Source organism: Brevundimonas sp. TWP2-1, assembly GCF_049897645.1.
In the GTDB taxonomy this organism is placed as follows: Bacteria; Pseudomonadota; Alphaproteobacteria; order Caulobacterales; family Caulobacteraceae; genus Brevundimonas.
The window spans coordinates 629012-651848 of the sequence record NZ_JAFCWR010000001.1; the positions used below are offsets into that span (position 1 = coordinate 629012).

Annotated in this window: 27 protein-coding genes, 3 tRNA genes and 1 other RNA gene; 17 read left to right on the forward strand and 14 right to left on the reverse strand. The window is 66.0% G+C overall.

Annotation, left to right across the window (positions count from 1 at the left end):
• Positions 1-43 precede the first annotated feature (43 nt).
• Positions 44-2470 (reverse strand): ATP-dependent helicase HrpB, encoded by a 2427-nt coding sequence (gene hrpB / locus ACP7BH_RS03240; protein WP_425983767.1) that lies wholly within the window; start codon positions 2468-2470, stop codon positions 44-46.
• A 146-nt stretch (positions 2471-2616) separates the two neighbouring features.
• Between hrpB and ACP7BH_RS03245 the strand changes: the two genes are divergently transcribed.
• A complete protein-coding gene (locus tag ACP7BH_RS03245; RefSeq protein ID WP_425983765.1) occupies positions 2617-4191 on the forward strand; it encodes an amino acid permease in 1575 nt (524 codons plus the stop codon).
• Between the two features lie 124 nt (positions 4192-4315).
• Here ACP7BH_RS03245 and ACP7BH_RS03250 read toward each other — a convergent pair.
• From ACP7BH_RS03250 to ACP7BH_RS03265, 4 genes are all read right to left on the reverse strand, one after another.
• Positions 4316-4400, reverse strand: a tRNA-Leu gene (locus tag ACP7BH_RS03250).
• 48 nt (positions 4401-4448) lie between these two features.
• Complete coding sequence (locus ACP7BH_RS03255) at positions 4449-4811, reverse strand: hypothetical protein (RefSeq protein WP_425983763.1); 363 nt, start codon at positions 4809-4811, stop codon at positions 4449-4451.
• Positions 4812-4884: 73 nt separating this feature from the next.
• A complete protein-coding gene (locus tag ACP7BH_RS03260; RefSeq protein ID WP_425983759.1) occupies positions 4885-5400 on the reverse strand; it encodes a Dps family protein in 516 nt (171 codons plus the stop codon).
• Between the two features lie 122 nt (positions 5401-5522).
• Positions 5523-5596: transfer RNA gene (locus ACP7BH_RS03265), tRNA-Gln, on the reverse strand.
• A 201-nt stretch (positions 5597-5797) separates the two neighbouring features.
• Between ACP7BH_RS03265 and ACP7BH_RS03270 the strand changes: the two genes are divergently transcribed.
• Positions 5798-5874, forward strand: a tRNA-Pro gene (locus ACP7BH_RS03270).
• A gap of 39 nt (positions 5875-5913) precedes the next feature.
• On the opposite strand, the gene ilvC is transcribed toward ACP7BH_RS03270, so the two are convergent.
• Entirely contained in the window at positions 5914-6972 is a 1059-nt protein-coding gene (gene ilvC / locus ACP7BH_RS03275; RefSeq protein WP_425983757.1) for a ketol-acid reductoisomerase, read from the reverse strand.
• Here ilvC and ACP7BH_RS03280 point away from each other — a divergent pair.
• From ACP7BH_RS03280 to ACP7BH_RS03295, 4 genes are all read left to right on the forward strand, one after another.
• Positions 6971-7513: a DUF924 family protein gene (locus tag ACP7BH_RS03280; protein WP_425983754.1), complete on the forward strand. Its 543-nt coding sequence runs from the start codon at positions 6971-6973 to the stop codon at positions 7511-7513. The genes ilvC and ACP7BH_RS03280 overlap by 2 nt on opposite strands.
• A 733-nt stretch (positions 7514-8246) precedes the next feature.
• Positions 8247-9104, forward strand: coding sequence for a thymidylate synthase (locus ACP7BH_RS03285; protein WP_425984812.1), 858 nt, complete (start codon positions 8247-8249; stop codon positions 9102-9104).
• 25 nt (positions 9105-9129) lie between these two features.
• Entirely contained in the window at positions 9130-9987 is an 858-nt protein-coding gene (locus tag ACP7BH_RS03290; RefSeq protein ID WP_425983752.1) for an alpha/beta hydrolase family protein, read from the forward strand.
• A 4-nt stretch (positions 9988-9991) separates the two neighbouring features.
• Positions 9992-10309 (forward strand): phosphoribosyl-ATP pyrophosphohydrolase, encoded by a 318-nt coding sequence (locus ACP7BH_RS03295; RefSeq protein WP_425983749.1) that lies wholly within the window; start codon positions 9992-9994, stop codon positions 10307-10309.
• Here the strand turns inward: ACP7BH_RS03295 and ACP7BH_RS03300 are convergent.
• Positions 10306-10893 carry a hypothetical protein gene (locus ACP7BH_RS03300; RefSeq protein WP_425983747.1) on the reverse strand — a complete coding sequence of 196 codons (588 nt, stop codon included), beginning with the start codon at positions 10891-10893 and terminating at the stop codon, positions 10306-10308. The genes ACP7BH_RS03295 and ACP7BH_RS03300 overlap by 4 nt on opposite strands.
• A 57-nt stretch (positions 10894-10950) precedes the next feature.
• On the opposite strand from ACP7BH_RS03300, the gene ACP7BH_RS03305 reads away from it, so the two are divergent.
• Positions 10951-11478, forward strand: a complete 528-nt coding sequence (locus ACP7BH_RS03305) for a dihydrofolate reductase (protein ID WP_425983745.1) — start codon at positions 10951-10953, stop codon at positions 11476-11478.
• A gap of 9 nt (positions 11479-11487) precedes the next feature.
• Complete coding sequence (locus ACP7BH_RS03310; protein WP_409716096.1) at positions 11488-11808, forward strand: YbjQ family protein; 321 nt, start codon at positions 11488-11490, stop codon at positions 11806-11808.
• A 19-nt stretch (positions 11809-11827) separates the two neighbouring features.
• Here ACP7BH_RS03310 and ACP7BH_RS03315 read toward each other — a convergent pair whose 3' ends face one another.
• Together ACP7BH_RS03315 and ACP7BH_RS03320 are read right to left on the reverse strand one after the other, a co-directional pair.
• Positions 11828-12925 (reverse strand): NADH:flavin oxidoreductase, encoded by a 1098-nt coding sequence (locus ACP7BH_RS03315; RefSeq protein ID WP_425983743.1) that lies wholly within the window; start codon positions 12923-12925, stop codon positions 11828-11830.
• Positions 12926-13003: 78 nt separating this feature from the next.
• Positions 13004-14071: an Mrp/NBP35 family ATP-binding protein gene (locus ACP7BH_RS03320; RefSeq protein ID WP_425983741.1), complete on the reverse strand. Its 1068-nt coding sequence runs from the start codon at positions 14069-14071 to the stop codon at positions 13004-13006.
• 74 nt (positions 14072-14145) lie between these two features.
• Between ACP7BH_RS03320 and miaA the strand changes: the two genes are divergently transcribed.
• The 3 genes from miaA (at position 14146) to ACP7BH_RS03335 (ending at position 15975) form a co-directional block, all read left to right on the forward strand.
• Entirely contained in the window at positions 14146-15018 is an 873-nt protein-coding gene (miaA, locus tag ACP7BH_RS03325; RefSeq protein WP_425983739.1) for a tRNA (adenosine(37)-N6)-dimethylallyltransferase MiaA, read from the forward strand.
• 10 nt (positions 15019-15028) lie between these two features.
• Positions 15029-15396: a transfer-messenger RNA gene (gene ssrA / locus ACP7BH_RS03330) on the forward strand.
• 105 nt (positions 15397-15501) lie between these two features.
• Entirely contained in the window at positions 15502-15975 is a 474-nt protein-coding gene (locus tag ACP7BH_RS03335; protein ID WP_425983737.1) for an SspB family protein, read from the forward strand.
• Between the two features lie 6 nt (positions 15976-15981).
• Here ACP7BH_RS03335 and ACP7BH_RS03340 read toward each other — a convergent pair whose 3' ends face one another.
• Entirely contained in the window at positions 15982-16356 is a 375-nt protein-coding gene (locus ACP7BH_RS03340) for a RusA family crossover junction endodeoxyribonuclease (RefSeq protein WP_425983735.1), read from the reverse strand.
• A gap of 92 nt (positions 16357-16448) precedes the next feature.
• Here ACP7BH_RS03340 and fumC point away from each other — a divergent pair, with 92 nt between their 5' ends.
• The gene (gene fumC / locus ACP7BH_RS03345; RefSeq protein ID WP_425983733.1) at positions 16449-17840 is read left to right on the forward strand and encodes a class II fumarate hydratase; all 1392 of its coding nucleotides are present in this window, start codon (positions 16449-16451) and stop codon (positions 17838-17840) included.
• 62 nt (positions 17841-17902) lie between these two features.
• Here fumC and ACP7BH_RS03350 read toward each other — a convergent pair whose 3' ends face one another.
• Both ACP7BH_RS03350 and ACP7BH_RS03355 read right to left on the reverse strand, forming a co-directional pair.
• Entirely contained in the window at positions 17903-18289 is a 387-nt protein-coding gene (locus ACP7BH_RS03350; RefSeq protein WP_425983731.1) for a YccF domain-containing protein, read from the reverse strand.
• A gap of 101 nt (positions 18290-18390) precedes the next feature.
• Complete coding sequence (locus tag ACP7BH_RS03355; protein WP_425983728.1) at positions 18391-18630, reverse strand: DUF2171 domain-containing protein; 240 nt, start codon at positions 18628-18630, stop codon at positions 18391-18393.
• 151 nt (positions 18631-18781) lie between these two features.
• Between ACP7BH_RS03355 and ACP7BH_RS03360 the strand changes: the two genes are divergently transcribed.
• On the forward strand, positions 18782-20029 hold the full coding sequence (locus ACP7BH_RS03360; RefSeq protein WP_425983726.1) for a patatin-like phospholipase family protein: 1248 nt from the start codon (positions 18782-18784) through the stop codon (positions 20027-20029).
• Between the two features lie 2 nt (positions 20030-20031).
• The gene (locus ACP7BH_RS03365; protein WP_425983724.1) at positions 20032-20220 is read left to right on the forward strand and encodes a DUF4169 family protein; all 189 of its coding nucleotides are present in this window, start codon (positions 20032-20034) and stop codon (positions 20218-20220) included.
• Positions 20221-20224: 4 nt separating this feature from the next.
• On the opposite strand, the gene ACP7BH_RS03370 is transcribed toward ACP7BH_RS03365, so the two are convergent.
• Positions 20225-21109, reverse strand: coding sequence for a DMT family transporter (locus tag ACP7BH_RS03370; RefSeq protein WP_425983722.1), 885 nt, complete (start codon positions 21107-21109; stop codon positions 20225-20227).
• A gap of 106 nt (positions 21110-21215) precedes the next feature.
• Between ACP7BH_RS03370 and ACP7BH_RS03375 the strand changes: the two genes are divergently transcribed.
• The 3 genes from ACP7BH_RS03375 to ACP7BH_RS03385 are packed head-to-tail and all read left to right on the forward strand — an operon-like array spanning position 21216 to position 22588.
• Positions 21216-21623: a YbaY family lipoprotein gene (locus ACP7BH_RS03375; RefSeq protein WP_425983721.1), complete on the forward strand. Its 408-nt coding sequence runs from the start codon at positions 21216-21218 to the stop codon at positions 21621-21623.
• Complete coding sequence (locus ACP7BH_RS03380) at positions 21620-21844, forward strand: ribbon-helix-helix domain-containing protein (protein ID WP_135195521.1); 225 nt, start codon at positions 21620-21622, stop codon at positions 21842-21844. Before ACP7BH_RS03375 ends, ACP7BH_RS03380 begins: the two co-directional genes overlap by 4 nt.
• Before the next feature lie 24 nt (positions 21845-21868).
• Entirely contained in the window at positions 21869-22588 is a 720-nt protein-coding gene (locus ACP7BH_RS03385; RefSeq protein ID WP_425983720.1) for an SIMPL domain-containing protein, read from the forward strand.
• On the opposite strand, the gene ACP7BH_RS03390 is transcribed toward ACP7BH_RS03385, so the two are convergent.
• Entirely contained in the window at positions 22569-22796 is a 228-nt protein-coding gene (locus tag ACP7BH_RS03390; RefSeq protein ID WP_425983718.1) for a hypothetical protein, read from the reverse strand. The two genes, ACP7BH_RS03385 and ACP7BH_RS03390, sit on opposite strands and share 20 nt — an antisense overlap.
• Positions 22797-22837 lie beyond the last annotated feature (41 nt).

Here is a 22837-nt window from a genome sequence, read left to right on the forward strand (position 1 = left end):
TGCCTTCAGCGATGCCCGTTTCCCTGCCGTGGCGTCAAGGCGATCAAGTCCCGCGCGGCTTAACCCGGTTCGTCGGTTGCGCCTCGGCCGGGTTCTCGGGCCAGGGGTGACGGGGATATCGACCGCGCATCTCGGCCCGCACCGCCGCCCAGGAACCGGCCCAGAAGCGCGGCAAGTCCTTGGTCACCTGCACCGGCCGTCGCGCGGGCGACAGCAGCGCCAGGGTCAAAGGCACGCCGGCGACCATAGGGTGCGTCGTGACGCCGAACAGTTCCTGCACGCGAATGTCGACGCGCGGGCCGCCCTCGGCGCCGTAATCGATGGCCGCCGATCCCAGCGGCGTGACCAGACGCGTGGGCGCCAGGTCGTCCAGCTTGCGCTGCAACTCCCAGGGAATGAGACCGCGCAGGGCCTCGGCCAACCGACCGTCCGCGATTCCTTCCAGCGACTTGGCCCCGTCCAGCAAGGGCCACAGCCAGTCTTCTCGCGCCGCCAGCAGGGCGTCGTCCGATAGGTCGGGCCATGTCGGGTCGCGGTCGTGAAGAAATGCCAGGCGTGCGCGCAGGCCCGCCGCCTGCTCACCCCATTTCAGCGCGCCAAGCCCGTCCGCCTCGACCTCGGCCCTGAGCGCGGCGGCCAGGGCCTTCGCATCCGGCGCGCCGACGATCTTTTCGTCCAGCACGATGGCGCCGATCCGCCGCGACCGGCGGATCACCGACCGTCCCGACGGCTCGCGCACCAGCCGGTCCTCGACCGAGATCAGCCGCGCCAGATCGGTCTCGATCCGGTCCGCATCCAGCGCCGCCGCCAGCCGAACCCGGTCGCGGCTGTCGCCCCCGCCCAGTTCCGCCACCGCCAGCCAGGGCTCTCGCGCCAGATGATCCGTTGCCTCCAGCACCGCCCCACGCCCGCTGGCCAACAGCAGCTCGCCCGCCTTGCCCCGCGCCTTGGCGATCCGCTCCGGGAAGGCTTCCGCCAGCAGCAGGCCCGGATCGATCATGCGACCCGCCCCGCCGCCCGCCGCGCGCGCCCACCGATCCGCCAGCTTCATCGCGTCGCGCGCTCGCGGCGAACGATCGCGCTCCAGCCCGACAAGGCGATCCGCCAGATCGACGCTCGACCCGCCCAGCCCCGGCTCGCTCAGCACCGCCGCGATCCGCGCACCCATCATCGCGCCTCCCGCGTCGGAGGCCACGGCGACCATATGCGCCAGCCGCGGCGACAGCGGGATCCGCGTCAGCCGCAGCCCATGTTTCGACAGTCCCCCGTCCGCATCCAGCGCCCCCAGCCGCGTCAGCACCTTGCGCGCCTCGGCCATGGCCCCGGCCGGCGGCGGGTCCAGCAGGGCCAGCCCTTCGACCGACCGCGCGCCCCATCGCGCCAGGTCCAGCGCGAGGCCCGTCAGGTCCGCCTCCTGGATTTCCGGCCGCTGATGCGGGACCAGACCACGCGTCTGTTCCTCATCCCACAGGCGATAGCAGACGCCCGGCTCGGTGCGCCCGGCCCGGCCGCGTCGTTGCTCGGCCGAGGACCGACTGACCTTGACCGTCGCCAGACGGGTCAGGCCGCTGGACGGCTCGAAACGCGGCACGCGCGACAATCCGCCGTCGATCACTACCCGCACGCCTTCGATCGTCAGGCTGGTCTCCGCAACGGAGGTCGCCAGCACCAGCTTGCGCCGCCCCGGCTCCGCAGGCTCGATGGCCCGATCCTGCTCGCCGCGGTCCAGTCCGCCATACAGAGGCACGACATCGACGTTCGGCAGTCGCAGCCGGTCGTTCACCAGCCGCGCGACCCGGTGAATCTCGCCCTGTCCCGGCAGGAAGACCAGCACCGACCCCGTCTCTTCGCCCAGAGCGTTCAGACAGGCCCGCGCCACGGCCTCCTCGAACCGCTCCGACGGATTGCGGCCCAGATACCGGGTCTCGACCGGCCAGGCCCGCCCCTCGGCCTCGATCACCGGCGCACCATCGAGCAGTCGCGACACGCCCACGAAGTCCAGCGTCGCCGACATGACGAGCAGCCGCAGATCCTCGCGCAGCAGGCCTTGCGTCTCCCGCGCCAGGGCCAGCCCCAGATCCGCGTCCAGGCTGCGTTCGTGAAACTCGTCGAACAGGACCGCGCCCACGCCCTCCAGACCCGGATCGTCCAGAATCATCCGCGTGAACACGCCCTCGGTGATCACCTCGATCCGCGTCTTCGGCCCGATGCGGCTTTGCAACCGGGTGCGATAGCCAACGGTCCCGCCGGCCTGTTCGCCCAGGGTCCTGGCCATCCGGTCGGCCGCCGCCCGTGCGGCCAGGCGTCGCGGCTCCAGCACCAGCACCTTGCCCTCCAGCCATGGCTGATCCAGCAGAGCCAAGGGCACGACCGTCGTCTTACCGGCCCCCGGCGGCGCGGCCAGCACCGCAGTATTGCCGCTCGCAAGGGCGGCTTTCAACGGTTCCAGAACGGCGTGGATGGGCAGCATGCCCCGCCTCTAGCCCGATGCACCCCGATCACGAAAGCGTCGTCACGCCTTAACCCCCTCGTCATGCGCGTTGCGCGCCGCCTCATCCGTCGCTAGCGTCCGCCTCAAGCAGCCGAGGGGCTGTATCAAAACCGTGGGGGTATTTTATGTGGCGCGTTAAGTCGCTCGACGCGATCCTTGCCACGGCCGAGAGGAAATCTCTTCATCGGTCGCTTGGTCCAATTCAACTGACGCTTCTGGGGATCGGGGCCATTATCGGCACCGGGATCTTCGTCCTGACGGCTGCGGCTTCGCAAAAAGCCGGGCCGGGCATGATGGTCAGCTTCGTCATCGCCGGCGCCGTCTGCGCCGTCGCGGCGCTCTGCTACTCCGAACTGGCGGCCATGGCCCCGGTCTCGGGCTCAGCCTACACCTATACCTATGCCGTGATGGGCGAACTGCTGGCCTGGACGGTCGGCTGGGCGCTGATCCTGGAATATGCGGTCGCAGCGTCCGCCGTGTCGGTCGGCTGGTCAGGCTATGTCCTGGGGTTGATAGAACAGGGGCTAGGGTTCGACTTCCCTGACCTCCTATCCGCCGGCCCCGCCTGGGCCATGAACGGCTTCATTCCCACGCCCGATTTCTCGGTCGGCATCGTCAACATCCCGGCCATCATCGTGGCCCTGCTGGTCACCGGTCTGCTGATGCTGGGGACGACCGAATCGGCGCGCGTCAACGCCGTGCTGGTTCTGATCAAGGTGGCCGCCCTGGCGGTCTTCATCGTCATCACCCTGCCGGCGATCAAGACGGCGAACCTGTCGCCCTTTGCGCCCAACGGCCTGTTCGGCGAGTTCTCGGGCATGGGCATCGTCGGCGCCGCCGCCTCGATCTTCTTCGCCTATGTCGGCTTCGACGCCGTTTCGACGGCGGCCGAAGAGACCAAGAACCCGCAACGCAACGTGCCGATCGGCCTGATCGGCTCCCTGGCCATCTGCACCGTCTTCTATCTGCTGGTCGCCTTGGGTGCAGCGGGCGCCATCGGCGCACAGCCGGTGCTCGGCGCCGCAGGCCAAGCCGTCCAGCCCGGCTCTCCGGCCTTCATCGCCGCCTGCGCTCTGCCGGCCAATGCCGAGGCTCTGGTCTGCTCCAACGAGGCCCTGGCCCACGTGCTGCGCGTTATCGGTCATCCGCAGATCGGCAACGCCCTGGGCACCGCCGCCCTGCTGGCCCTGCCCTCGGTCATCCTGATGATGATCTACGGCCAGACCCGCATCTTCTTCGTCATGGCGCGCGACGGCCTGCTGCCGGAAGGCCTGACCAAGATCCACCCCAAGTGGAAGACGCCCTACATCGTGACGGCCGCAACCGGCATCGCGGTGGCCATCGGCGGCGCCCTGTTCCCGGTCGGTCAGTTGGCCGACATCTCGAACTCGGGCACCCTGTTCGCCTTCTTCATGGTGTCGCTGGCCGTGCTGATCCTTCGGGTCAAGGAGCCGAACCGCAAGCGTCCGTTCCGCACGCCGTTCATCTGGGTCTTCGCGCCCCTGTCGGCCTTCGGCTGCGCCTTCCTGTTCTGGAACCTGCCGCACGACGCCAAGATGGTGCTGCCGATCTGGGGCAGCATCGGCCTGGTGATCTATTTCCTGTATGGCTATCGCAAGAGCCACCTGGGTCGCGGCCTGATCGAAGTCCACGAGACCGACAGCGACCTGCCGCCGCCGCCCGTCCCGCCTATCCGCTAAGCGAAAGTTCCGGGGCCTGTTGCGCAGGTGCGATAGGCCCCGGAACACGGCCTCAAGTAGCGCGAAGCGCGATAGGCTTATCAATAAAGAAAAGGCCCCGGAGCGATCCGGGGCCTTTTTGCTTTGGTGCGGATGAGAGGACTCGAACCTCCACGCCTCTCGGCGCTAGAACCTAAATCTAGTGCGTCTACCAGTTCCGCCACATCCGCATGGGCAGGCAGTCGCCTCTAGAGGGTGACGACGGTCAGGGCAAGACCTCAGCGACGCCCGGCGACCAGTTCGTTGCGAATGGACCGCCCCAGCGGATCACGCGCCTGCCAGGTATCGCCGACATCGGCCTCGACCACACGACTACAGAAGCGCGGCAGGATCTGACGCGGGCTGAAGCCGCTCAGGCAGATTTTGTCCCCCTCGGCCGACCAGCGCGCGTTCAACCGCCGCCCATCCGAGAACTGCGACGTATACCGCCCATCCGGCTCAAAATAGTGCCTGACCCATTGCCCGTTCGGATAGTGGGAGACGATCGTATTGCCGAACGCCTTGGACATGTCAGCAGACGCGGGCGAGGCCGCCAAGGCGCTCGCTGCTACCAATCCGCAGATCAACACACCCTGCCTCACCCGCCTCTCCTGCGCCGCCTCTGCATCGACTATCGACGATACATAAGACGGCGCAAGCGAAGCGGTTCCTCAATCAGACGTTTCCGCGACGGCCCGATTCGAACAGGAACCAGACGCGCTTCTCGCTTTCGTCGATCCAGTTCTCCAGCAGGCTGGCGGTGGCGATGTCGTTATGTTCGTCGCAGAGGTCGTGGACCTCGCGCATCCGAGCGATCAGCTCGCCGTTGTCGTCGCGAAGCTCGGCCAGCATATCCAGCGGATCGACATAGTCTGCGTCATTGTCCGCGACGCGCGATTCCTTAGCGATCTGACCGATGGAACGCAGCGTGGTGCCGCCGATCTTGCGCGCGCGCTCGGCCATCGGATCGGTCATGGCCAGAATTTCCGCCGACTGCTCGTCCAAAAGCAGGTGATAGTCGCGGAAATGCGGGCCCGACACGTGCCAGTGGAAGTTCTTGGTCTTGATGTAGAGGGCGAACGTATCGGCCAGCAGCGTGGTCAGCGCGGCCGAAATATCCTTGGTCGCCTCCACCGACAGGCCAGTCGGCGTTCTCAGCGGCGCAAGGCGCTTCTCACGAGCGGTCACCATCGTCGTTCTCCTCAACAGTCTGCAGTCAAGCTAGGAAGCCGGGCGTCCGAACGGAAGCCCTGATGCAGATCATAATGCTGAAGCTGTGAAAGGGTTCGGCGGCGCCGACCTTTGTCGGCGGATGGCTGGGGAACTAGGACTCGAACCTAGAATGACGGTACCAAAAACCGTAGTGTTACCATTACACCATTCCCCAGCAGGACCGGCGTTTCCGAAGCACTCTGTGCGGCGGAGGCGGTCAGATACGCCAAGCGGTTTTGGGATGCAACACCCTCTTTCAGGACTATTTTCACGCACCGCGAAGTTGGGGTGAAATGGACGCTTGCGGCCTCCCGAACCCATAGCTATAAGCCGCGTCCTCACTTCGGGGCGACGCCGCCAGGCCCGCCCCCACGGTCGGAGTGTGGCTCAGCCTGGTAGAGCACTGCGTTCGGGACGCAGGGGTCGGAGGTTCGAATCCTCTCACTCCGACCATCTTCTCTTTCGAAATATAGACGGCGCGACGGCGGGTTTTCACCCGCCGCCCATGCTGTTTTCATCATCGTCGTTCGCCGCTGTCTCCATTGCCTGACGCGCCACGGCGTTCAGATGCGCCCCCACCGATTCGATGGTCCGCAGCCCCAGCGCCTTGCGACGCGCCAGCAGATCCGGCGACCCGGCGTCGTAATCCGCCATCAGCCGGCGCACGAACGCTCCACCCTGAACCTCGGCCAGCACCTGATCCATCGCCTCACGCGACGCGGCGTTGATGATGCGCGGTCCCGTCAGATAGGCGCCGTATTCCGCCGTGTTGGAAATCTTGGCGAAGGCTCCGGCGATACCCCGTTCGTACATCAGGTCGGTCACCAGCTTGGTCTCGTAGAAACATTCGAACCAGGCCACCTCGGGCGGATAACCGGCGTCCACCAGCTTCATGAAAGCAGAATCGATCAGTTCGGCGATCCCGCCGCACAGCACCACCTGTTCCCCGAACAGGTCGCTTTCGCACTCGTCCCGCATCGTCGTTTCCAGAATGCCCTTGCGCCCGCACCCCAGCGCCGCCGCATAGGACAGGCCCAAGGCGTGCGCGCCGCCCGACGCGTCCTGATGCACCCCGAACAGGCAGAAGACCCCCTCCCCGGCCTCGTACAGGTCGCGGATGCGCGGCCCGATCCCCTTGGGCGACGCCAGGATGACGTCCAGGTCCTTGCGCGGCTGAACCAGGCCGAACCGGACCGACAGGCCGTGGGCGAACACCAGGGCCGCTCCCGGCCGCACGTTGGGCTCCAGCTCGTCGCGCCACAGGTCGCGATGCGCCTCGTCCGAGGTCATGACCGCGATCACGTCGGCGCCGGCGGCGGCCTGCCCGGCCGTCATCACCGCGAACCCATCCGCGCGCGCCAGCTCACGAGTCTTGGACCCGGCCTTCAGACCTACGACGATGTCCGCCACCCCCGAATCGCGTAGGTTCAGCGCATGGGTCCGCCCCTGACTGCCGTAACCGATCATGGCCACGCGCTTGCCGCGAATGATCGAAAGGTCGCAGTCGCGGTCATGGAAGACGGGCAGCGGATTGGATAAGGTCTGGGTCATGACCGTCTTCATAACCCCTTCCTCCGTCGTCGCCTTCTGGAAAGAGGCCGGTCCCGAAAAGTGGTTCGCGAAGGACGAGGCGTTCGACGCCGATTTCCGCGACCGCGGCCGCGCGGTCCATTGGGCGGCGGCGCGCCGCGAAATGGACGACTGGATGGAGACGCCGGACGGGGCCTTGGCCCTGCTGATCCTGCTGGACCAGTATCCCAGGAACAGCTTTCGCGGCACGGCGCATCAGTTCGCCACCGACCCCCTGGCCCTGATGTTCGCCAATCAGGCGGTGGCGCGCGACCTGCATCTTCAGGTCGAACCCGAGCTGAAGAACTTCCTCCTGCTGCCCTTCGAACATTCCGAACGGATCGAGGACCAGGACCGCTACATGGCCCTGATCGCCGGCGACGAAGAGCTGGAGAAATGGGGCAAGCTCCACCGTGACATCATCGTCCGTTTCGGCCGCTTCCCCCACCGCAACGCCGCCCTTGGCCGTGAGACAACCGCAGAAGAACAGGCATTCCTCGACGAAGGCGGTTTCGACGGCTGAAGCGCACCGCCTCCTCCCAAAGTCCCACAGGCGCCTCTCCCTCCCCTTCATGGGGAGGGACGATCGCGCAGCGATCCGGGTGGGGCCGTAAGGACGGAGGCAGTGCTTCACACGCCCCCACCCCGGCTGCGCTCCGCTTCGCCGCCCCTCCCCATGAAGGGGAGGGAGAAAAGCTCGCCAGCCATCACAATGACGCTGGTTCATTCGCAGCGAATCCAATCGCTTGCCGATTTATGTCCCCGTTCTCCCATCCCCCCTCCGAAACGCGCGTATTCTAAACCCGTCTCGTCGCATGGAGGGCTCGCTTGGCCTGCGACCTTGCGGCGGCGGGAGCGGATGGAGCGGGAGCGGGTCTGGAACGGCCCGCGCCGACATCGACTCATGGAGCGGTGTCGGAGGGTCGAGGGGGATACTCGATCGCACTCGGGACAGTCCTCGCAGGGGCTGCCGACCCGTCGCAGGCTTATGGGGTTAGGCGATAAGACCGCCACCGCTCGACGCCCCGAGCTTGCAGGCCAACCAACCGCGCGGAGCGTCAACCCTTCGTCGAAACGGTAATCTCTAATCACACTCCGGGCGAAGGCTCGGCGCTCCGCCCAGCCCTCCATCCCCTCCGCCTGTGAAAGCGCGAGGCTGATCACCCCTGTCCGAACGAATCAATTCCTGTGGACGACGCCGATTTGCCGCGACCCCGAATCGAATTCTGAGGCACCTTGAACCCATGACCGTTCAGATGATCCACGCCACGCTTCAGGCCGACGTCCGGGCCCGCATCGCCGCCGCGCCCGCCGATCATCCCGAGCGGCAGTATTTGAACCTGCTGCGCGACATCCTGGACAATGGGGTGCGTCGCGACGACCGCACCGGTACGGGCACCCTGGGCGTCTTCGGCCGCCAGATGCGCTTCGACCTGTCCAAGGGTTTTCCCGTCCTGACGACCAAGAAGCTGCACCTGCGCTCGATCATCGTCGAACTGCTGTGGTTCCTGCGCGGCGAGACGAACATCGGCTGGCTCAAGGACAACGGCGTCCGCATCTGGGACGAATGGGCCGACGCCGACGGCGAGCTGGGTCCGGTCTATGGCAAACAGTGGCGCTCCTGGACCGCGCCGGACGGCCGCGTCATCGACCAGATCGAGAAACTGGTCCACGGCCTGAAGATCAACCCCAACAGCCGCCGTCACATCGTCACCGCCTGGAACCCGGCCGACGTCGACGACATGGCACTGCCGCCCTGCCACTGCCTCTTCCAGTTCTTCGTCGCGGATGGAAAACTGAGTTGCCAGCTTTATCAGCGTAGCGCCGATGTCTTTCTGGGCGTGCCGTTCAACATCGCCTCCTACGCCCTGCTGACGATGATGCTGGCCCAGGTCGTGGGGCTGGAGCCCGGCGACTTCGTCCACACCTTCGGCGACGCTCACCTGTATCTGAATCACCTAGACCAAGCCGAGCTTCAGCTGACCCGCGAGCCCCTGCCCCTGCCAGTCATGCACATCGCCCCCAAGACCGACCTGTTCGCCTTCGACCTGTCCGACTTCACCCTCGACGGCTACGAAGCCTGGCCGCACATCAAGGCGGCCGTGGCCGTCTGATCGCCCTATCGTTCCGGACATTTCCATGCTGATCCGCGCCGCCTTGACCAGTCTCGTCATTCTGGCTGCGCCAACAGCGTCGGCCTTCGCGTTGCCGATCTCATCCGTCATCACAACGCCCGAGATCACCCCAACTCAAGCCAGAGTCCCAGCGCCGGACGGTCGTGCGATCCCGATCAGCATCTGGACCGCGCCGGACGAGCGCGGCGTGGTGGTCTTCAGCCACGGCTACAACGGTTCGCCCACCGCCTACCAGCAGCTGCTGTCGGCCTGGGCCGCTCATGGGTTTACGGTAATCGCGCCGCTGCACGTCGATTCCCTGCGCCATCCCGAACAGGCGAAATACGATAACCGCGCAGCCTTCTCGACGAGGTTGTTGGACCTGGGAGTAGCGCGCGCTCTGGCGAGACACGCCCACCCGGGCAAGCCGCTAATCGTGGCAGGTCATTCCTTCGGCTCGCTGATGTCCCTGATCGAGGGCGGGGCGGTGACTGTCGCAGGCCCCATGGGCGATCCGGCGGTGAAGGGCGTGATCGCCTTTTCCTCTGCCGGGAACATTCCCAACGTCGTGACGCCCGACACCTATCGCACCCTTGACGGTCCGCTGTTGATGATCACCGGCGACCGGGATCTGGTTCCGGGTTTCGCCGACGACTGGCGGGATCATCGCGCCGCCTTCGACGCCAGCCCCGCCGGAGACAAGACCCTGCTGATCTTCTCCGGGGCGGACCATCAACTACCCGGAACGGCGGACGGCGAGCGGTTCGACCATATCGTCCAGGCGACCGAGGATTTTCTCGACGCCTATGCCCTGAACGACGCCGCCGCTCGCGCGCGGCTCCAGACCTTCGCCGCAGAGGGCGTCACGGTGGAGCGGCGCTGAAGACATGGACCTGAAAGACCTGACCGCTTCTGTCCTGCGCATCTCCGACATCTACGCAGCCGAACACAGCATCGACCGCGACCGGGATTGGGCGCTGCTGAAGCTTCAAGAGGAGCTGGGCGAACTGACGGCCGAGCATCTGCGCCTGACCGGCCGCGCGAGAGGCACGCCCGACGCCCAGGCACTGGGCGACGAGGCGGCGGACGTGCTGGGCATGCTGCTGATCTACTGCGCCCAAGCCGGCGTCGATCTGGATCAGGCCATGCAGCGCAAATGGCTGAAGTGGCTGGAGCCCCAAACCGAGGTCGCGGCCGAAACCTAGGCCTCCGGCGCAATCATGATCATCGGCTTCAGGCGCTGGACCAGGGCGTCGTCGCTCTCGATGCGCTCGACCACGATGCGGTTCTTCATCATGCCCATCTGCATCGTGGCGCGGAAGGCGATCACGTCGCCGGCCGCGGCGATGAAGCCCTCCAGCGTCGGCTTGTTCTGCTTGCCCGCCAGACCGCCGAACGCCATCGACAGCTGGTGGCCGCCCGGCGAGACCGAAATTGCGGTGAAGCGCGGGCTCTTCAGCTGGGCCACGAAACGATCGTCCACCGACAGGTCCATGCCCGCCGCCTTGCCCACGAAGCCTTCGCGGTAAACGATCAGCAGCGCCTGATCATGGAACTGCGGCCGGAAATCCAGCACGGCCTGCTTCTGCTCCGGCGTCGCCGCCTTGCCCAGCTTGGTTCCCGCCAGATTGGCCATGATATAGGCCGTGAACACACCCAGGAAGGCCCCGACCATCATGGGCAGATAGCCGGCGTCTGCGCCCGCTGACGAAAAGAAGAAGGCCAAGCCTCCGCTGACAAGGACGGCGACCAGGAAACCGACCACGATGGCGGGGATGTACTTGCTCATGACAGGGGTCGCGTCCATGGGTTGGGCCACTTCAACGCATCGATACGGTCAAGGTTCTTGCCCCAGCCCATCATTTCTCTGGTCGTCGCTCGCGGAAGCAACGGCGTCATCGGCCGCGACGGCGACCTGCCCTGGCGTCTGCGCTCGGACCTGCAGCGGTTCAAGGCCATCACCGTCGGCAAACCCTGTTTGATGGGCCGCAAGACCTGGGAGAGCCTGCCGCTCAAGCCCCTGCCCGGCCGCCTCAACATGGTGCTGACACGAGACGAATCCTACGAAACCGACGGCATGTCCAAGGGCGCCCTGGTCTGCGCCACCCTGGACGAAGCCGTCGAGATCGGTCGCGAAACGGCCGAGGAAGACGGTGTGGACGAGATCTGCGTCATCGGCGGCACCGCCCTGTTCGAGGCCGCCCTGCCCCGCGCCAGACGCCTCTACATCACGGAAGTGGACGCCTCGCCCGACGGTGACGCGGTCTTCCCCGCATTCGACGAAACGGCCTGGGTCGAGGTATCTTCGGAATCCCATCCAGCCGGCGAGAAGGACGATCACGCCTTCACCTTCCGCGTGCTGGAACGACGCTAGGAGAGACAGATGTACGTCACCACCACCAACGACCTGCCCGGTTTCCGCGTCACCCGACATATCGGCCTGGTGCGCGGCGTGACCGTACGCTCGCGCAACGCCATTTCCGACGCCATAGGCGGGGTCCAGTCGATGCTGGGTGGCCGGGTCGGCGCCTATGTGAAACTGGCCGAAGCCGGGCGTCAGGAAGCCTATGACGAGCTGGTCAAACACGCGACGGAGCACGGCGCCAACGCCATTCTGGCCGTCCGCTATGACGCGACCGAGATCATGCCCGGCGTGACCGAGGTGCTGTGCTACGGCACGGGGGTGATCGTCGAGCCGGCCTGAACCGGCTCGACTGATCGGGTCAGGACAGGGTCATCAGGTCCGCGCGTTCGAAGTTGCGCAGTTCATCCGAACGGCCGTCGCGGACCTTGTTGACCCATTGAGGGTCGGCCAGCAGGGCTCGGCCCACGGCCACCAGATCGAACTCCTCGTTCTCCAGGCGACGCAGCAGACCGTCCAACGATGCGGGCTTCGAACCCTCGCCGCCGAAGGCCGCGATGAACTCGCCGTCCAGACCGACCGAGCCGACCGTGATGGTCGGCTTGTTCATCAGCTTCTTGGCCCACCCGGCGAAGTTCAGATCCGATCCCTCGAACTCCGGCTCCCAGAAACGGCGTTGCGAGCAGTGGAAGACATCGACCCCGGCGTCCGACAACGGCGTCAGCCATTCGACCATCTGGTCCGGCGTCTCGGCGATCCGAGCGGCGAAGTCCTGCTGCTTCCACTGCGACAGGCGCAGGATGACGGGGATGTCGTCGCCCACGCCCTCGCGCACCGCCTTGACCACCTCGGCGCCGAACCGGGCGCGGTCGGCGATGGTGGGGCCGCCCCAACGATCCTCGCGCACATTGACGCCGCCCCAGAAAAACTGATCGATCAGATAGCCGTGGGCGCCGTGGATCTCGACGGCGTCGAAGCCCAGCTCCCGCGCCGCACGCGCCGACCGGCCGAAGGCGGCGATGGTATCGGCGACGTCCTCTTCCGTCATCGGCTCATATTTGGTCTTGCCGGGGGCCGTCAGGCCCGACGGGCTGTCTACCTTGCCGAGCGGTTTCCAGTCCTCGCCCTGGCCGCGCGCGGAACCGACATGCCAGATCTGCGGCGCGATCAGACCGCCCGCAGCGTGAACTTCATCCACGACCGTCTTCCAATGCGGCAAGGCCTCGCCATGGAACACCGGCACATTGGCGTCATTGCGAGCGGCGGGCCGCTCAATGACCGTTCCTTCGGTGACGATAAGCCCGACGCCGCCCTCAGCCCGGCGGCGATAGTAGGCGGCGACGTCCGAGGTCGGGATGCCGTTCGGCGAAAAGGACCGCGTCATGGGCGCCATGACGATGCGGTTGGGCAGGGTCAGCCCCTTGATGGTGAAGGGGCTGAACAGGGCGTCGACGCTCATCGGATCTCCTTGGATATCGGTAAGACCCAAGGTGGCGAATAGGGTTGCGTTTGAAAACCCCGCCTTCGCAGTTATTTTCTAAAGGCCCAGAGCAGTTGCGACACGGTCCGCGATCGTAGCGAACCGACCGGCGATTTCGCCCGACGGATCAACCGAAACCGGCGGACGGCCTGCGTCCCCGCCTTCGCGCAGCGCGGCATCCAGCGGCAGATCGCCAAGGAACGGGATGCCCAGGCGTTCGGCCTCGGCCTTGGCTCCGCCCTGACCGAACACCGAACCGCTCATGTTTTCGATCAGGCCCAGCGTCGGCACATTGACCCGATGGAATAGCGTGTGCGCACGGCGTGCGTCAGCCAGCGCAACCTCCTGCGGGGTCGAGACGATAACGGCGCCGTCCAGCGGCGTCTTCTGGATCAGGGTCAGCTGCACATCGCCGGTGCCCGGCGGCAGATCGACGATCAGCACGTCCAGCGGCGCATCTTCAGTCCCCCATCGGGTCTGGGTCAACATCTGGGTGATGGCCTGGGACGCCATGGGACCGCGCCAGATCATGGCGTCGTCCATCTTCGTCAGCAGACCGACCGACATGGCCTTCAGACCATGGGCGACGTGCGGCACGATGGCGCCGTCCTCATAGGCCGGCTGCCCGCTGATCCCCAGCATGGTCGGCAGCGACGGCCCATAGACGTCCGCGTCCAGAATCCCGACCGACAGCCCGCGCGCTGCCAGCGCTGCGGCGAGATTGACGGCGACCGTGGACTTGCCGACCCCGCCCTTTCCGCTGGCCACCGCCAGGACACGACGAACATGGGCCGGGCGATCTGTCGGAACCGGCGCCTTGGCTCGCCCCTGATCGACCGCCGCCTTGGACAGGCCCGCCGTGCGCGGCGCAGCGGCAGGCTTGGTCTCGGCGGTCAGGATGACGGAGACGCGCGCCATTCCGGGCAGCGCCTTCAGCGCCGCCTCCGCTGCGTCCCGGATGGGCGCATAGGCGGCGGCCTGGCTGCGATCTACTTCCAGCGCGAAACCCGCACGGTCGTCGGCCACCACCAACCCCTGAACCAGGCCGGCGGCCACAAGACCCTGGCCTGAAACCGGATCGATGATCGCGTCGAGGGCGGCGAGGACGGCGGTGCGTTCGACCAAGGCGGTCTCCAGAAGACTTGCAGGCTATGATGCGCGCGTTCTATCGCCCTCGAACCCGTCCCGCGAGCCACGATTTGTCCCAGCCGCCCTCAATCACCCTGATCGCCGGCCCGACAGCCTCGGGAAAGTCGGCGCTCGCGCTGAAGATGGCGCGTGAAACCGGCGCGGTGATCATCAATGCGGACAGCCAGCAGCTTTACGCCGACCTGCGCATCCTGACGGCGCGGCCGTCCGTTGAGGACGAAGCTCAGGCCGATCATCGCCTTTACGGCGTCGCCGACGCGGCCGACGCCTGGTCGGTCGGGCGCTGGAGCCGCGCGGCTTTGGACATAATCGACGAACTTCGTGCGGACGGGCGTTCGGCGATCCTCGTCGGAGGCACCGGCCTGTATTTCATGAGCCTCACTCGGGGCTTGGCGGACATTCCTCCCGTCCCGCTGGCGACGCGTGACGCAGTCGAGGCGGAATATGCGATCGAGGGCGAGACGGCGTTCCGTGCGCGACTGGCCCAAGCCGATCCCGACGCTGCGCGCGCCATCGAACGGGGCGACCGGCAAAGATTGGTGCGGGCCATGAGCGTCTTCGCCGCCAGCGGCCGATCGCTCAGCGACTGGAGGGCCGATACGAAACCCCTGCTGCCACACGGATCTTGGATTGGACAGGTCGTCGAGCCTGACCGGCAGCGTCTCTATCAAAACTGTGACGCTCGCGTGGACCTGATGCTTGAACAGGGAGCGGTGGATGAGGTCGCCGCCTTGGCCGCGCGCGGTCTATCGGACAGCCTGCCCGCCATGAAAGCCGTCGGCGTGCGCGAACTGGCTGATTATCTGACTGGAGCCATTATGCGTGACGACGCCGTCGCCGCTTTGAAACAGGCCACGCGGAACTACGCCAAACGCCAGTTGACCTGGTTTCGTCAACAGACGCCGGACTGGCCGCGCGTCTGACTTGAAAGCGGCGCTTGGAATGCACTCGCCCAGCGCCTATATTGGACTTGTCCGGTTTCGGCCGGACTATAGCGATAAACGCGCTTGTAATAAGCGGACCGGACCCGGGTGCGATTCCCGGCGGCTCCACCAACTTTCTCCCCGCGTTATCGGCGGAGGCAGCATGGGGCCGACTAGCATCGACGGACGTGTAAAGAGGATTGCTTTCGCTCGTCCTGGCCCACCGTATCGGGCCATTTTCTAACTGCGAACGATAACTTCGCTGGAGAAGTCGCTCTCGCCGCGTAATGCGGTTCGGGTGATTTCGAATCTTAAGTCCTAGGGGTTCAGATCCTTGGGCGGGGCCTGTCGGGAGCCTGGCAACAGAATCCCGGCGCTTTTCCAAATCATCGGTATGGCGACAAATCGGTTCGCTTAACCCTCAAGGCATCTTTCGCCATCGCATCCGCACGTCTATCAGTCGCGCTCTATTGCGAGGTGACGATGAGCGACCAGGCCCCTCCGGTCGATGAGATGCATTACGAGCAGCTGGCGCAAGAGGCGCTGCGCGGCGTCATGCGCGCGGCGCTGGAGCGTGTGCTGGCCGAAGGCCTGCCCGGCGCGCACCACTTCTACATCACCTTCAAGACTCGCGCGGTCGGCGTCAGCGTCGCGCCCGACATCCTGGCGAAATACCCGGAAGAGATGACGGTCGTTCTGCAGCACCAGTACGACGATCTGCGCGTCGAGCCCGAACGCTTCTCGGTCAAGCTGCGTTTCGGCGGCATGCCCAAAAGCCTGGTGATTCCTTATTCGGCAGTCACGCGGTTCTACGACCCCAGCGTCCAGTTCCTGCTGCAGTTCGAGGATCCGCAGCTTCTGGAAGAGGTCGAGGAAGAGCCGATCCCGCCGCAGGACACCGACCCATCCTCCGAAGGTCCCAAGGTCGTCTCGCTGGACCAGTTCCGCAAGAAATAGCCGCCTTCAGTCCCGTCGCGGATAGGAGCGGATCGTGATCCGCTCTCTTTCGCCTTCGCGCCGTTCGACCAGCAGACGAGCGACCTGGGCGTCGTCGTGGAACAGATAGCCCTTGATGGAATCAAGCAGCGCCTTGGCCAGGTTGTCCAGATCCATCCACGGCGGCTCGCCGACATGCTCCATGCGGATCTCGACGACATGGTCGCCCCAGGACGGCCGCGCGCCGCGCCATTCCTTGCGCATGAACTCATAGACCAGCGGCTTGTAGTATTTGGCCTGGGTGGTCAGACCGTCGATGACGATCTCGACGGCGTCGCCATCCTCACGCGCCCGGATCTTGCCGGTCCCGATCCAGCCGGCGGTCATACGACGCCTGCCCATCTGAGGATGTGTGCGCTCGTCTTGTCCTGCATGGCTCTCGTGCTACACCGCCGCGCAACCCATCGCCACGCCTGAGAGACGAGATTCCGCGCATGAGCAACGTCCGTACCGAAACCGACACCTTCGGCCCCATCGAAGTCGCCGCCGATCGCTACTGGGGCGCCCAGGCGCAGCGGTCGCTGGGCAATTTCAAGATCGGCTGGGAGAAGCAGCCCCTGCCGGTCGTCCGCGCCCTGGGCATCGTCAAGCGCGCCGCCGCCGAGACCAATCGCGACCTGGGCAAGCTGGACCCCGCCCTGGCCGACGCCATCATCAAGGCCGCCAACGAGGTCATCGAAGGCAGGCTGAACGACCACTTCCCCCTGGTCGTCTGGCAGACTGGTTCGGGCACACAGTCTAACATGAACGCCAATGAGGTGATCTCGAACCGCGCCATCGAGATCCTGGGCGGCGAGATGGGCTCCAAGAAGCCGGTCCACCCCAACGACCACGTCAACATGAGCCAGTCGTCGAACGACACCTATCCGACGGCCATGCACGTGGCCTGCGCCGAACAGGTGGTCAACGACCTGATTCCGGCGCTGAAGCATCTGCACGCCGCCCTCGACGCCAAGGCCAAGGCCTGGGCCCACATCATCAAGATCGGCCGCACCCACACTCAGGACGCCACCCCCCTGACCCTGGGCCAGGAGTTCGGCGGTTATGCGCAGCAGGTCGCCAACGGCATCGAGCGGATCAAACAGACCCTGCCCAAGCTGATGGAACTGGCCCAAGGCGGCACCGCCGTCGGCACCGGCCTGAACGCCCCTGTCGGCTTCGCCGAAAAGGTCGCGGCCCAGATCGCCGAGATCACCGGCCTGCCCTTCACCACCGCGCCGAACAAGTTCGAGGCCCTGGCCGCCCATGACGCCATGGTCTTCAGCCACGGCGCGATCAACACGGTCGCCGCCTCGCTGTTCAAAATCGCCAACGACATCCGCTTCCTGGGCTCCGGCCCGCGTTCGGGCCTGGGCGAACTGGCCCTGCCGGAGAACGAGCCCGGCTCGTCAATCATGCCGGGCAAGGTCAATCCGACCCAGTGCGAGGCCCTGACCCAGGTCTGCGCCCAGGTCTTCGGCAACAACGCCGCCCTGTCGTTCGCCGGCTCGCAAGGCCACTTCGAGCTGAACGTCTACAACCCGGTCATGGCCTATAACTTCCTGCAGTCGGTCCGCCTGGTCGCCGATGCGGCCATCAGCTTCACCGACAACTGCGTGGTCGGCATCGAGGCTCGCGAGGACAATATCGCCCGCGGCCTGAACAACTCGCTGATGCTGGTGACCGCCCTGAACGGCAAGCTGGGCTACGATACCTGCGCCAAGATCGCCAAGACCGCGCACAAGAACGGCACCACCCTGCGCGAGGAAGCCGTCGGCGGCGGCTATCTGACCGACGCCGAGTTCGACGAGGCGGTCCGTCCCGAGAAGATGATTTCGCCGGGCTGACGCCAGCCGACGCGAAAGGCTCGAACGCCGACGTCCCGCGACGTCGGCGTTTTTCGTTGGCGTCAGGCCTTGTCGCGAATTGTGCGGCCGACCGGGGCCAGCGCCAGCTTGGCCAGTTCCAGATCCTTCAAGGCGAAGGGGATGCCGATGATGGACACGAACTCCACCACGGCGATGAGCAGGTGCGACAAGGCGATGTACCAACCGGCGAAGACGAACCAGACGATGTTCAGCACGACGCCTAGGCAGCCCGCCACCGGATGCGCGTCCTGCCACACGACCTCGCGGCCGAAAGGCCAGAAGGAATAGCTGGCGATGCGCCACGCCGCGAACGTCCATGGCAGACCGACGACAGTCAGCGCCAGAATGGCTCCACCGAACAACCACAGCAGGCCTGACAGCCAGCCGCCGAGCACGAACCACAGAATATTCAGGATCAGGCGGATCAAGGTCGAAGCTCCAGCGCCGCCTCATGCGACGCCTCCCAGATAGCGATAAGGCCCCGCTTGTGCAGCGGGGCCTTGGATGAATTCGCGTTAAGTCGCCGTGATCAGTGCGGCTTTTCCGACCAGCGCGCCTTGGCGTCTTCCTGGGTCAGGTTCAGGTGGACATGCTTGTCATCGACCTTCTCGACCCAGCTGACCGGGATCAGGTGGTGTTTGAAGCCGCCGGCGAAGTCCAGCTTGGCCAGTTCGATCTGGTCGCCCAGGACGTGATCGACACGCCCCACGTGGCCGCCGTCCGAGCCAACGACTTCAAGGTGTTCCTTGATGAGTGAAACGTCGACCATGTCTGTCTCCAACAGTTCGGTTTGTCCTGCCGTTGAGAACACGCGGCGTCAGGGCGGGTTTCAAACGGCGACGCTTGTTCTGTGATGTGGTGACAGGGGACGGCCCAAAGCGGTAGATAGCATTTCTCGACACAGGGCTGGAAACAAGCGCATGCGGCGGATCGGATCGGGCCTGTTCGGTATCGTCATGGCCTTGGCGCTGACCGCGTGCGGCACCCTGGATCGGCCGACCGGGCCGCTCAGGATCACCGACGGCACTCTGGTCAAGGCCGAGGATCCCCGCATTCGCGCCAACGACAGCGCACGCTTGCAGGCCTTCACCCGCGAAATCGGCGAACGGTTGCGGCCTGATCATCCGACCTCGATCCTCGCCCTGTCCGGCGGCGGGGCCAACGGCGCCTATGGAGCCGGGCTGCTGGTCGGCTGGACCGAGCATGGGGATCGTCCGGTGTTCGACGTGGTGACCGGCGTCAGCACCGGCGCCCTCGCCGCCCCCTTCGCCTTCCTGGGCTCGGAATGGGATGACGAGCTTCAGCACGCCTACACCAGCGGCGGAGCGAACAATCTGCTGAGCTGGCGCAGTTTTGCCGCCTTCCTGAACCCCAGCCTGTTCTCGTCGCAGGCGCTGCGAAACCTGGTGGACGAGAACGTCACGCCCGAGCTGATGCAGGCCGTCGCCCGCGAGAACGCCAAGGGCCGTCGCCTGCTGGTCGCCACAACGGATCTGGACAGCGAGGAGACCGTCATCTGGGACATGGGTCTGCTGGCCGCCCAGGGCGACGACAACGCCCGAGAACTGTTCAAGGAGGTTCTGGTCGCGTCCGCCAGCATCCCCGGCGTCTTTCCGCCCGTGCTGATCGCGGGGCTTCAGGACGACGACAAGGTCGTGCTGGAAATGCACGTCGACGGCGGGGTCAACACGCCCTTCCTCGCCATACCGGAAGACCTGATGCTCTGGACCCGGCCCGAGGACGAGGGGCGTGTCGGCGCCCTCTATGTCATCGTCAACGGTCAGGTCGGTCGCAACGACGGCGTCACGCCGGGCCGTCTGTCCGGCATCCTGGCGCGGACCTATGACAGCATGAGCAAGTCGTCGTTGCGCATCCATCTGGCGGTGACGGCGGCCTTCGCACGGCGCAACGGCCTGGACATGGCCCTGTCGGCCATTCCCGACAATGTCGCCGCCTCAAGCCTCAAGTTCGACCAGGAGACCATGACGGCCATGTTCGAACTTGGTCGCCAGCGCGGGCTCGGCCCCGACGCCTGGACCCGGCTGGGCGAGCGTCCGGCGAACCAGCCCTTCATCCCCCAGACGACCATCTCGGACTCGCAAGTGCCGGCGGTGCTGGCGCCGCCGCCCACGCCCGCAGAAACGCCGGCAGAGCCGCCGAAGAACTGATCATGGGCGAGATCGTCAATCTGAACCGGGCGCGAAAGACGCGGGCCAAGGCCGAGAACAAGGCGCAGGCCGCCGCCAATCGCGTCGTCCACGGTCGAACCAAGGCCGACAAGACGCTGACCGCTCTGGAACGCCATCGGGCAGACAAACTGCTGGACGGTCAGAAGCGCGATCCAAAATCGGACGACTGATGCTTCAGGTCTTGGGCGCGCGGATCAGCATCACCTGCCCCGCCAGCACCAGCGCCAGTCCGATCAGTGCGCTCCAGCCGAAGCGCGCGCCCTCGAAGATCACCGACACCAGCATGGCGATGGGCGGCGTCAGCGCCGAGATATAGCTGGCCAAGGCATAGCCGCGCTGACGGGCGATGGTGAAATACAGGCCGAACGCGATCACCGACCCGAACAGCGACAAATAGAGCAGCGACAGCACATAGTGCGGTGTCGGCTCGATCCGCCACGTCACGCCGGTCGCCACGCCATACAGCGCCAACATGGCCGTGCCATAGGCCATGGCCCAGGACGTGGCGGCCATCACCGGCGCGCCGGCCTGCTGCCCCTTCCAGGCGAACCAGTTGCCGAACGCCGACGCCAGAACGGCGGTCAGGGCGAAGACGACCCCCAGCCCGGGATTGAGGCCTGCGCCGGCCGCCGTGATCTGTCCGAACGACAGCACCCCCACGCCCATGACGCCCAGGACCGCGCCGATCCAAGCGGCGGGCGCCGCCTTCTGTCCGCCCATCAGGCGGAACAGGATCAGGTTGACGAAGGCCAGGGCGGCGAAGATCACCGCCACGACCGCTGATGCAACCTGTCCCTCGGCCGCATAGACGAACCCATAGCTGACTGCGAAGACGAAGGCGCCCTGCCCGATGGCGGCCAGATGCTGGGGCCGGGTCAGGCGCAAAGGCCGTCGCGTCATGGCGCAGAAGGCGAACAGCACCGCCGACGCCAGACCGAACCGCCAGACGATAGAAACGATCGAATCGACCGGCCCCAGTTGCAAGGTGATCGCATACCAGGTCGTGCCCCAGATCAGGGCGCAGATGACGATGGCGGCGATCGTGAAAGGGCGGCTCAAGGTCGATCTCCGGCGGCAGACAGGTCCGCTTATCATCGCAAAGCCGGCGGCGCCGCTCACGTCTTGCGCCGGAGTGTGACACACTGCCCGCCCAAAGGAGATCGTCATGCGAAACGCCCCCCTGATCCTGCCCGCCGCCCTGGTCATGGCCGCCTGCGCGACCGCGCCGGACATGACGACGGAAACGACCGTCGTGAACGTGACCACCACCTATCGCGAGCGGATCATGCTGCCGCCCGGCCATGTCCTGACGGTCAAGGTCGAGGATGTCAGCCTGGCCGACGCCCCGGCGCAGGTGCTCGCCGAAACCAGCGAGCCGCTGACCGGCGCCCCGCCCTATCGCGTCACCCTAGGCTTCCCGACGTCTCAGATCGATCCCCGTCGCACCTATGCCGCGCGGGCCGAAATCCGCGACGCGGCCGGCGCTCTGGTCTTCGTCACAGACACCCGCCACGCCATTCTAACCAATGGCGCACCGGCCTCGGCCGAGATCGTGTTGAAGTCCGCGCGTTGAGCAGCCTGAGCAAACGCTCGGTCGCCCTGGCGGGTCATGCGACCTCGGTCGCGCTGGAGCCCGAGTTCTGGGCCGTTCTGGACCGGATCGCCGCCGCACGTGAACTCAGCAAGGCTCAGCTTCTGGCCGAGATCGACGCCAATCGCGGCCGCCGCCCCCTCGCCTCCGCCTGTCGTCTGCTGGCCCTGGACTGGGTGGCGGATCATGGACGACAGGCGTAGCGTCAGCCGAATGGAGACCGCGTCATGACCGACAATCGTCTGATCCCCGCCGCCGTCGTAGGCGGCCTTTTGGCCATAGGCTTCATCGGCGCCGGCGCCCTGATCGGTCAGGGCGTCATCCATGCGCGTGCAGGCGACCGCACGGTGACGGTGCGCGGCCTGTCCGAACGCAATGTGAAGGCCGACCTCGCCGTCCTGCCGCTGCGCTTCACCGCATCGGGCGATGTTCTGTCGGAAGTGCAGACCAAGATCGACGGCGACCTTGCGCTTGTACGGCGCTTCCTGGCCGCCCAGGGCTATCCTGCCGAGACCATCGAACTGGGCCGGCTGGAGGTCGCGGACACACGGTCGCGCGAATACGCCGCACAGAATGGCGGTCCCCGCTTCATCCTGGCCCAGACGGTGATCGTGCGAACCAACGATGTGGCGCGGGTTCAGGCCACGACGCGGCTGCTCAACGACCTGGTGCGTCAGGACGTGGTGCTTCAGGACTTCCAGGGACCATCCTACATCTTCACAAAGCTGAACGACGTGCGGCCGCAGATGATCGCCGAGGGCACGGCGGCGGCGCGCACCGGCGCGGAACAGTTCGCCAAGGACAGCGGCACGCCGCTGGGCCCGATCCGGCAGGCCACCCAGGGCTCGTTCGAAATCCTGCCGCGTGATGGCGCAGGCGGCGACGAGGCCGCCTCGATCGACAAGAAGGTCCGAGTGGTCACGACGATCACCTATAGTCTGAAGTAGTCTCGCGAGATCCCACGTCGGCGGATTGCGGTTGCCCGATGAATTCGACGTCGGCATGCGGGTCCTCGCCCATTTCGACCAGGGCGACCCACACCGCCATGATCACGAACATCCCGGCCATGCCCAGAACAAAGGCCAGCCACCCGGCCTTCTTGCCCTGCCGTTTGCGGCCTGACGCCGCCTTCCTCGTGTCAGTGTTTCGCTGCATCGCACCTAGGAACCTGCCGTCGCCCAGCCGGTTCCGTTCAT

Coding starts and splice junctions, on each gene's coding strand:
- ilvC (WP_425983757.1), bottom strand. CDS start 6,972: ATGACCCAGACCTTATCCAATCCGCTGCCCGTCTTCCATGACCGCGAC.
- ACP7BH_RS03390 (WP_425983718.1), bottom strand. CDS start 22,796: ATGCAGCGAAACACTGACACGAGGAAGGCGGCGTCAGGCCGCAAACGG.
- ACP7BH_RS03310 (WP_409716096.1), top strand. CDS start 11,488: ATGTACGTCACCACCACCAACGACCTGCCCGGTTTCCGCGTCACCCGA.
- ACP7BH_RS03295 (WP_425983749.1), top strand. CDS start 9,992: ATGGACCTGAAAGACCTGACCGCTTCTGTCCTGCGCATCTCCGACATC.
- ACP7BH_RS03315 (WP_425983743.1), bottom strand. CDS start 12,925: ATGAGCGTCGACGCCCTGTTCAGCCCCTTCACCATCAAGGGGCTGACC.
- ACP7BH_RS03290 (WP_425983752.1), top strand. CDS start 9,130: ATGCTGATCCGCGCCGCCTTGACCAGTCTCGTCATTCTGGCTGCGCCA.
- ACP7BH_RS03260 (WP_425983759.1), bottom strand. CDS start 5,400: ATGGTGACCGCTCGTGAGAAGCGCCTTGCGCCGCTGAGAACGCCGACT.
- ACP7BH_RS03340 (WP_425983735.1), bottom strand. CDS start 16,356: ATGGGCAGGCGTCGTATGACCGCCGGCTGGATCGGGACCGGCAAGATC.
- ACP7BH_RS03280 (WP_425983754.1), top strand. CDS start 6,971: ATGACCGTCTTCATAACCCCTTCCTCCGTCGTCGCCTTCTGGAAAGAG.
- ACP7BH_RS03385 (WP_425983720.1), top strand. CDS start 21,869: ATGACCGACAATCGTCTGATCCCCGCCGCCGTCGTAGGCGGCCTTTTG.
- ACP7BH_RS03355 (WP_425983728.1), bottom strand. CDS start 18,630: ATGGTCGACGTTTCACTCATCAAGGAACACCTTGAAGTCGTTGGCTCG.
- ACP7BH_RS03245 (WP_425983765.1), top strand. CDS start 2,617: ATGTGGCGCGTTAAGTCGCTCGACGCGATCCTTGCCACGGCCGAGAGG.
- hrpB (WP_425983767.1), bottom strand. CDS start 2,470: ATGCTGCCCATCCACGCCGTTCTGGAACCGTTGAAAGCCGCCCTTGCG.
- fumC (WP_425983733.1), top strand. CDS start 16,449: ATGAGCAACGTCCGTACCGAAACCGACACCTTCGGCCCCATCGAAGTC.
- ACP7BH_RS03360 (WP_425983726.1), top strand. CDS start 18,782: ATGCGGCGGATCGGATCGGGCCTGTTCGGTATCGTCATGGCCTTGGCG.
- ACP7BH_RS03300 (WP_425983747.1), bottom strand. CDS start 10,893: ATGAGCAAGTACATCCCCGCCATCGTGGTCGGTTTCCTGGTCGCCGTC.
- ACP7BH_RS03335 (WP_425983737.1), top strand. CDS start 15,502: ATGAGCGACCAGGCCCCTCCGGTCGATGAGATGCATTACGAGCAGCTG.
- ACP7BH_RS03285 (WP_425984812.1), top strand. CDS start 8,247: ATGATCCACGCCACGCTTCAGGCCGACGTCCGGGCCCGCATCGCCGCC.
- ACP7BH_RS03375 (WP_425983721.1), top strand. CDS start 21,216: ATGCGAAACGCCCCCCTGATCCTGCCCGCCGCCCTGGTCATGGCCGCC.
- ACP7BH_RS03365 (WP_425983724.1), top strand. CDS start 20,032: ATGGGCGAGATCGTCAATCTGAACCGGGCGCGAAAGACGCGGGCCAAG.